General features: G+C 50.7%; 10 protein-coding genes. 8 read left to right on the top strand and 2 right to left on the bottom strand.

Going from position 1 to position 7,718, the window contains the following annotated elements; all coding sequences use genetic code 11:
- From B2Z72_RS08760 to B2Z72_RS08745, 4 genes are all read left to right on the top strand, one after another.
- The coding region (locus B2Z72_RS08760; protein ID WP_297004608.1) for an ATP-binding cassette domain-containing protein at nucleotides 1-772 on the top strand (772 nt) is incomplete at its 5' end.
- Nucleotides 772-1,542: a flap endonuclease Xni gene (xni, locus tag B2Z72_RS08755; RefSeq protein ID WP_297004605.1), complete on the top strand. Its 771-nt coding sequence runs from the start codon at nucleotides 772-774 to the stop codon at nucleotides 1,540-1,542. The genes B2Z72_RS08760 and xni, both read left to right, overlap by 1 nt.
- A gap of 34 nt (nucleotides 1,543-1,576) precedes the next feature.
- The gene (locus B2Z72_RS08750; RefSeq protein ID WP_296983000.1) at nucleotides 1,577-1,993 is read left to right on the top strand and encodes an acyl-CoA thioesterase; all 417 of its coding nucleotides are present in this window, start codon (nucleotides 1,577-1,579) and stop codon (nucleotides 1,991-1,993) included.
- Nucleotides 1,990-2,607 carry a tRNA-(ms[2]io[6]A)-hydroxylase gene (locus B2Z72_RS08745; RefSeq protein ID WP_296983001.1) on the top strand — a complete coding sequence of 206 codons (618 nt, stop codon included), beginning with the start codon at nucleotides 1,990-1,992 and terminating at the stop codon, nucleotides 2,605-2,607. Before B2Z72_RS08750 ends, B2Z72_RS08745 begins: the two co-directional genes overlap by 4 nt.
- A gap of 44 nt (nucleotides 2,608-2,651) precedes the next feature.
- On the opposite strand, the gene B2Z72_RS08740 is transcribed toward B2Z72_RS08745, so the two are convergent.
- Entirely contained in the window at nucleotides 2,652-2,834 is a 183-nt protein-coding gene (locus B2Z72_RS08740) for a hypothetical protein (RefSeq protein ID WP_296983002.1), read from the bottom strand.
- Nucleotides 2,835-3,016: 182 nt separating this feature from the next.
- On the opposite strand from B2Z72_RS08740, the gene B2Z72_RS08735 reads away from it, so the two are divergent.
- From B2Z72_RS08735 to B2Z72_RS08720, 4 genes are all read left to right on the top strand, one after another.
- Nucleotides 3,017-3,901 carry an alpha/beta hydrolase gene (locus tag B2Z72_RS08735; protein ID WP_297004602.1) on the top strand — a complete coding sequence of 295 codons (885 nt, stop codon included), beginning with the start codon at nucleotides 3,017-3,019 and terminating at the stop codon, nucleotides 3,899-3,901.
- Nucleotides 3,902-4,069: 168 nt separating this feature from the next.
- A complete protein-coding gene (locus B2Z72_RS08730; protein ID WP_296983003.1) occupies nucleotides 4,070-4,534 on the top strand; it encodes a DMP19 family protein in 465 nt (154 codons plus the stop codon).
- Between the two features lie 220 nt (nucleotides 4,535-4,754).
- Entirely contained in the window at nucleotides 4,755-5,315 is a 561-nt protein-coding gene (locus B2Z72_RS08725) for a chalcone isomerase family protein (protein ID WP_296983004.1), read from the top strand.
- A gap of 112 nt (nucleotides 5,316-5,427) precedes the next feature.
- Nucleotides 5,428-7,062: a hybrid sensor histidine kinase/response regulator gene (locus B2Z72_RS08720; RefSeq protein WP_296983005.1), complete on the top strand. Its 1,635-nt coding sequence runs from the start codon at nucleotides 5,428-5,430 to the stop codon at nucleotides 7,060-7,062.
- Here the strand turns inward: B2Z72_RS08720 and B2Z72_RS08715 are convergent.
- A partial coding sequence (locus B2Z72_RS08715; protein ID WP_297004600.1) for a S16 family serine protease occupies nucleotides 7,063-7,718 on the bottom strand: 656 nt, incomplete at its 5' end.

The following is a 7,718-nucleotide window of genomic DNA, read 5'->3' as shown; positions in this document are numbered from 1 at the left end:
CGTCATCCGTGGCAAGGTCGAAATAGAGCAGCTGGAGTTTTTCTATCAGCCCGAGAGGCCAATTATTCGCGGCCTGAATCTGCAGCTGGAACCCGGCAGGACGCTGGCAGTGGTCGGTGCCAGCGGTGCCGGTAAATCCACGTTAACCAAGTTGCTGTTCCGCTTTTACGATCCACAGAGCGGCGCAATCCGCATTGATGGGCAGGATATCCGTGATGTTTCGCAGGCGTCGTTGCGCAGCGCGCTGGGCATCGTTCCGCAGGACGCTGTATTGTTTAACGATACGCTGAAAAACAATCTGCTGTATGCCCGTGAGGACGCCAGCGATGAAGAAGTCGCAGAGGTTGTCAGAATGGCCCATCTGCAGGGGTTGATTGATCAGTGTCCGGATGGTTTGAATACCGTGGTTGGCGAGCGTGGACTGAAGTTGTCCGGTGGCGAAAAACAGCGCATCGCTATCGCCCGTATGCTGCTTAAAAGGCCGGCGATCATGGTGTTCGACGAGGCTACGTCTTCGCTGGATTCACGCACGGAAAAAGGCATTATGGAAGCCATTCATGAAGTTTCCGCAGGGCATACAACCTTGATTATTGCGCACCGCCTGTCGACGGTGGTCAATGCTGACAGCATTGCCGTACTCGAGCAGAGGCAGCTGGCGGAGCAGGGAACCCACGAGGAGCTGCTGGCAAAACAAGGGCTCTATGCGCAGCTCTGGTCTGCACAGCAGCGGGCAAACGTCAGTACAGCGGATAGCGAAGAGGATAGTATCTGATGCAGTTGCTGATCATTGATGCCATGAATCTGATCCGCCGTATTTATGCCGCGGCGGAGGAGTCTGAACTGGCGCTGGATGCCACCCGCAGCCATTGTCTGAGTGTGATTGTGCGCAATGCCGAACAGCTGCAGGCGACTCACGTGGCGGTGGTGTTTGAGCAGAAATGTGTGACCTGGCGCCACGAAGTCTGGCCGGACTATAAGCTCGGGCGCCCGCCAATGCCGCAGGCACTTGAGCAAGGGCTGGCTGAAATCCGTCAGTCATTTCAGCAGGCAGGCATCAGCTGTATCGAACTGGCTGGCTGGGAAGGCGATGATGTGGTGGCAACGCTGGCGGCAAAAGCCGCTTTTGCGGGCCTGAAGGTTACTGTACTTTCCACCGATAAGGGCTTCTGCCAGCTGGTGAACAGCCGCCTTACGGTACGCAATCACTTTGATCGCTACACCTGGGATGAACTGATGGTTGAGCAGAAATTCGGTCTGCTGCCGCAGCAGTTGCCGGATTTCTGGGCGCTGACCGGAGATACCACGAATCATTTACCCGGTGTGGCGGGTATCGGTCCGAAAACGGCCGGCCAGCTGTTGGATGAGCACCGCAGTCTGGATCTGATTCTTGCTGCCCATGAGCAGTGCGATACCCGCGTGCGTAATGCTCTGGCGCAGCACTGGCCGCAGGCTTTGCTGACCCGGGCGCTGGCTACATTGCGGACAGATGTACCATTAGGCTTCAATCTCCACGATCTGCGCTGGCAGCCACCGGGCCCATAGCTTAAAATCCCCGCCTTTTTCCGGGAGTCTGTCTGTGTCAGTCGATATTAAAGTCCGTGGTTATCATCTGGATATCTATCATCACGTGAATAACGGACGCTATCTGGAGTTTCTGGAAGAAGGGCGCTGGGATTACTTTGAGCACTATCAGTTCTTTAAGCTGTTTGAATCAAGGAATCTGGCCTTCGTTGTCGCTAATATCAACATCAGCTACCGTCGCCCGGCCTATGCCGGTGAAGTGATCCGCGTCATCACCCGCATGAGTAAAATCGGTAATAAAAGCGCTCAGGCCATTCAGGAAGTGCGTTTGTTGGTGGACGGCGAGCCTGCGGATCTGATTGCGGACGCCATCGTTACTTTCTGTCTGATGGACGGTGATACACAGAAGTCAGTAGCGATTGAAGGTGAGCTGCGTGCAGTGCTTGAACATATGATTGAGGAAGGAAAATGAGTGTCGACGCCGTATTGGCAGAGATTAACGGGTTTCTCGGCTGTGAAACACCGGATGCCTGGATTGAAGTGGCGCTGAAAAATCAGGAAACCCTGCTGATTGACCACGCCAATTGTGAAAAGAAAGCCGCCACAACAGCCATGAATCTGCTGTATAAGCATATCGACCGTGAAGATCTGCTGAAGAAGATGAGTCAGCTGGCGCGTGAAGAACTGCTGCATTTTGAGCAGGTCGTGAACATTATGAAAGAGCGTGGCATTGGCTATCGCCATGTGTCTTCTTCCCGCTATGCTGCCGGTCTGCGTGATGCGGTGCGTAAAGGCGGTGTTGATGAACTGATCGATGTGCTGATTGTTGGTGCCTTTATTGAGGCGCGATCCTGTGAACGCTTTGCCAAACTGGCGCCGTTTCTGGACGATAAACTGGCAAAATTCTACCGTTCACTGCTGAAATCCGAAGGTCGTCACTATCAGGATTACCTTGGACTGGCGGCTCAGTATGCGGATTATGATATTTCCCCAAGAGTTGCCGAGTTCTGCCGCCTGGAGCAGGAACTGATTGAATCCGTCGACGATACCTTCCGTTTTCACAGTGGTGTGCCGGCAGCGGCATGAAGCGGTAACCCGGGCGGGGGCCAGATTGACTGGCCCTTTGCTTATCAGCTGTCCTGACTGGCGCGAATAATCTTCACGCACACATCACAGATATTCCGATATTCCGCTTCAGTTATTACGCCGGCTTCCAGGTCCCTGCGGGCCTGAGACATCTGTCCTTCAGCATCTTTTAAATCGGTATAGCGGCGGTTTGCTTCGAGGGCGGTGAGGGTTTTTGCTGAAGTCATAATCTCTTCCTTTTATCTTTCAATATGTGGCCATCCGTGCGCACGCTTCACAGCGTTCACTTCCTTATTAATATTCAAGTTCACTTTGATAGAAATATAGTTCACAGTGAAACATCTGGCGCAAATTATTCACTTGCGTCGCTGACGATATCTACAATTACAAAAAGAAGAATCCGACAGTCATGCAGGTTTCACATCAGACAGAAGAATTAACTGAATGGTACGACGGCCCAGCGGCGGACATTCGTGGCTGGTATTATCCGGGTGATGAAGCTCGCCCGGTATTGCATTTTCTCCATGGCAACGGCTTCTGTGCCAGAACACTCTGGCCATTGGCGCGGCGCTTGAGTGACGGCGGGTCCGTTCTCCTTACTGATTTGCCCGGCCATGGTGGCTCTGCGCAGCCGGCCCATCGCATGCCGGATTGGGTGGCTATGGCAGAGCGGGTTGGTGATGCGCTGGAAACGCGCAGGGGCAATCAGCCAGTGATCGGAATCGGGCATTCCATGGGCGGCGTCATAACCCTGTTGCTGGCCGCTCGCCGTCCACATCTGTTTCAGCGCATTATTCTTCTCGATCCCGTACTTTTCTCTCCGGAGGTTGTTTTCTATCAGCGACTGGCACGAAAGTCAGGGTTATGGAAGCGGTCTCGGCTGGTTAAATCCGTCAGTAACCGCAGGCGGCAGTGGGGCGGTACCGGCGAAATGTGGAAGGCTCTGAAAGATAAATCGCTTTACCGCAACTGGAGCGATGAAGCATTTGAAAATTTTGTGCGTGGCGGCACAAATAAAGGGCCTGATGGTATTTCACTGGCCTGCAGCCCCCTCTGGGAAGCGTCCATCTTCGGGTCTTATCCAAGAGGCTTGTGGCAGGCCGTGCATCAGATCAGTGTGCGCACGGATATTCTGGTTGCTTCCGACAGTTATGGATTTATCGCCCGGTCTGCCCGCAAGGCATCTGCCGCCAACGCAAACATACACTGGCAAAATTTTGAAGGCGGTCACTGTTTTCCAATGGAGCAAGCGGACAAAACGGCTGATGTGCTGGCACAAATGTTGAGTGCGTAATATAAAGAATGTGCTCACAAGCCGCTTAAAAATTGAAGTATGGCGCGGTTTTGCCGATAAAAGGGCAGGCTGACCGGGCAGGGGATAAAAACCTTTGTCAAATAAATTCGGGTAGGCTATTGTGAGTTTTCCTTTCAGTAAGCATATAGAGAATAACGAGTAGGATCTATGAGCATGGAGATTCAGGCAGCACTGGATGTTGCCGATGAAACTGATTCATTTCTTCAGATTACGGATGTTATTTACGGTAAAGAAGCGGATGATGGCTATGACTCGCTGTCGGATGCAGAAAAAACCGTATTTTGTATCGACGGGTTGTTGCGTGAAATGGAGAATGGAGGGTTTGTGCAGTTTATGCACCATGATGTTGGCGCCCTCGCGGAAGATACTCTTGAAGCTCTGGAACGCATTAAAGCTAAGAATACTTATGCTTTACTTGACCAGTTGATCAATTTTTTCGAAGACCGTAAAGTACCTGCTGATGAAGACGAGCGTATTGAGCTGTTTGATCAGATAGAGAGTGATTACGCCGACGAAATTGCTGAGCTGGACGACAGATTCTACGATGTTGGCGAAAACCTGGTCGAAATGACCCTGGGCTTCGTCGCCCGTAACATCAAAGAATTCAGATAGAAAAGCCGGCGTTCGCCGGTTTTTTCAAAAAAGATTCCTGTAATTGGCTGATATTGTGCGGGCATCAGTGTAATGGCTGATTTATTGATCGTACTATCAGTGTAAAGTGGTCTGCGGCTGGCTGGTGCAGCGGAGACATTCTGTTATTATCGACCAAGGTAGTACGGCAGTTTCTGTTTCGCCGTCGCCTCACGATAACAACAATTACAGGAATTCTCCCATGATCCGCACTTTTATGACGCTTGTGGCAGCGGCAGCCGTTTCGGTTGTTGTGCATGCTAAAGAAATCAACGATATTGATGTCGATGATGTTTTCGAGGTTGGTGACCAGCAGCTTGTCCTCAACGGTGCTGGCGCCCGCTCGAAGTTTTTTCTCGATGTTTATGTTGCTGCTTTGTATCTGAAAAATAATCAGACAGATGCGCAGCAGATTGTGGATGCGGATGAACCGATGGCGATACGCCTGTATATAACATCGGATCTGATTACCAGTAAGCGGATGGCAGATTCCACCCGCGATGGTTTTATCCGCTCTACGGACGGAGATATTGCTCCGATTGAAAAAGATATAGAAGAGTTGATCAAAGCATTCCGCTCAGAAATAGAAGAGGGGGATGTGTTTGATCTTGTGTATACGCCAGGTAGTGGTGTCGCGGTTTATAAAGATGGTGATCTTGAGTCGTCCGTACCAGGATTTGCTTTTAAAAAGGCATTGTTTGGCATCTGGCTGTCTGAAAATCCGATTCAGAAGTCACTGAAAAAGGCGTTGGTTAATAGCTGACTATTGGTTAACAGCTTACTATCGGCTAACGTTAATCTGAGGGCAGGCTCTGAATGCTGAGTCTGCCTGACGGAAATCGCAGGGGTGATCAGGATTTTTCCGGAACTGAAGTATGACGGATCGAGAAGGGAACGATTTTACAAAGGAACGCGCTCAGCCACCGGAATCGATAGCACTCCTGGTTGTTGATGACGATGAGGCTGTGTTGCAGGTGACACGGCTTGTTTTGTCACGTTACCGTTATCGCGGTGCGCCACTGGAAGTTCTCGAAGCTCAGAGTGCGGAAGAAGCACGGCGTATACTCTCAACCCGTCACGACATTGCTGTTATTCTGCTCGACGTTGTTATGGAACACGATCATGCCGGTCTGGAACTGGTTGAATACATCCGCAACAGCATTCATAACCATCGTATCCGCATTATCATCCGTACCGGGCAACCCGGTTATGCACCTGAGAAGCAGGTGGTTCAGGATTATGAAATCAATGATTATCTGATGAAATCAGATGCGACGCAGTCGCGAATGGTGGTATCCCTGACCACCGCTATTCGCAGTTATCTTGATATTGTTCACGCTGAAGACATGGCCCGATGCGCAGAGCGTTCGGATTTGGCGCGAAAAAATGCAGATTTTGCTTCTCACCAGAAAACCCAGTTTCTGGCTCACATGAGTCACGAAATCCGCACGCCGCTGAACGGTATTGTTGGTCTTGTCGATCTGTTAGCAGAAACCTCTTTAAATTCTGACCAGGTGGAACTGGTTGAAGATCTGAAGCTGTCTGCTGATGTGTTGCTTGGTCTTGTTAATGATGTTCTGGATATATCTAAAATTGAATCCGGAAAACTGGAATTAACAGAAACTCTTTTTTCTCCGGTTGCGCTGTTGGATAAAGTCAGTGTGTTATTTACCGCTGTTATGCAGCGGAAAAATATTGAGTTTATTCAGGAATATTCTTCGCTTAAAGATCAGTGTTTTTTGGCTGATGCGCATAAATTGCAGCAGATACTGATTAACTTTATTGGTAACGCCTGTAAATTTACGCCTCATGCCGGACATATCTGCCTGCGCGCGTCATTTAACGAAAATAATGCTTATAGCGCTGATTTTATTGTTGAAGTCGAAGATAATGGGCCGGGTATCCGGCCTGACCGTATCCGACATGTTTTTGATGCCTATGAGCAGGAAGCGGCGGACACATCGCAGCGCTATGGTGGTACGGGTCTGGGGCTGAGTCTCAGTCAATCACTGGCGCAGCTGATGAACGGCGAGGTTGGAGTCGACAGTACACCCGGTGAGGGCAGTCGTTTCTGGGTGCGTGTACCGGTTAAATATGGCGCTGTGGAAGACGCTGCCGTTTGTGAAACAGCATCAGATATGACGGTTCTGGCCGGATGGAACATTCTGGTTGCTGAAGATGATCCGACCAGTCAGAAAGTCATTGTACGTCTGCTGTCTAAAATGGGAGCCATAGTGCAGTGTTTTGGCAATGGTCAGGCATTACTGGAGCAGGGTGATTACATTAACTGCGATGCTATTCTGCTGGATTGTCATATGCCAGTGATGGGTGGGCAGGAATGTGCACGGGAACTTCGTCGCAATGGTTACAGCGGCCCCCTGTTGGCGCTTACCGCAGCCGTCAGTGATGAGGAAAGGCAGGCCTGTCTGGATTCCGGGATGGATGATGTTCACGCCAAACCGCTGAACAGACAGCGGTTGGCGCAATGGCTGACATCAAAACAGCACTGATCAGTCTGTCTTTTTATCCTCGCCAAGTTTCGAAATACGGCGCAGGCGTTCGATAATATCGCCGTTTACTGTACCTTCCGGAAAATTGCCGTCAGCATCCTGTTCACCCGCTGGGCGGTTGAGTAAAAGTTCTATTGCCTGGTCAACGTGGCGGACACAGTGAATGGCAAATTTTCCTTCTTCTACGGCGCGCACGACCTCTGGTTTAAGAATCAGATTACGACGGTTTGATTCGGGAATAATAACCCCTTGTTTTCCTGTCAGTCCGCGCGCTGCACAAAGACGGAAGAAGCCTTCAATTTTTTCGTTCACGCCGCCGATTGCCTGTACTTCACCGTATTGGTTAACGGAGCCGGTAATGGCAAAGCTTTGTTCAACTGGTGATTGAATAAGCGCGGAAATCAAGGCGCACAGTTCGCCGAGTGAGGCGCTGTCGCCGTCGATATAACCGTAGGACTGTTCCATGGCAATGTGGGCAGAAACCGCCAATGGGAATTTCTGTGCATAGCGATTACCAAGAAATCCGGTGATGATCATGACGCCTTTGGAGTGAATGGCCTGTCCCAGTGATACCTCCCGTTCGATATCCACGACGCCTTTGCTGCCAGGGTAAACGGTCACAGTAATACGTGCCGGTGAACCAAAACTGGTGTGTC

The organism is Thalassolituus sp. UBA6592 (assembly GCF_002433655.1).
GTDB lineage: Bacteria > Pseudomonadota > Gammaproteobacteria > Pseudomonadales > Oceanobacteraceae > Venatoribacter.
Note: the sequence above shows the minus strand (reverse complement) of the source record. Positions and strands in the feature narration are given on the sequence as shown.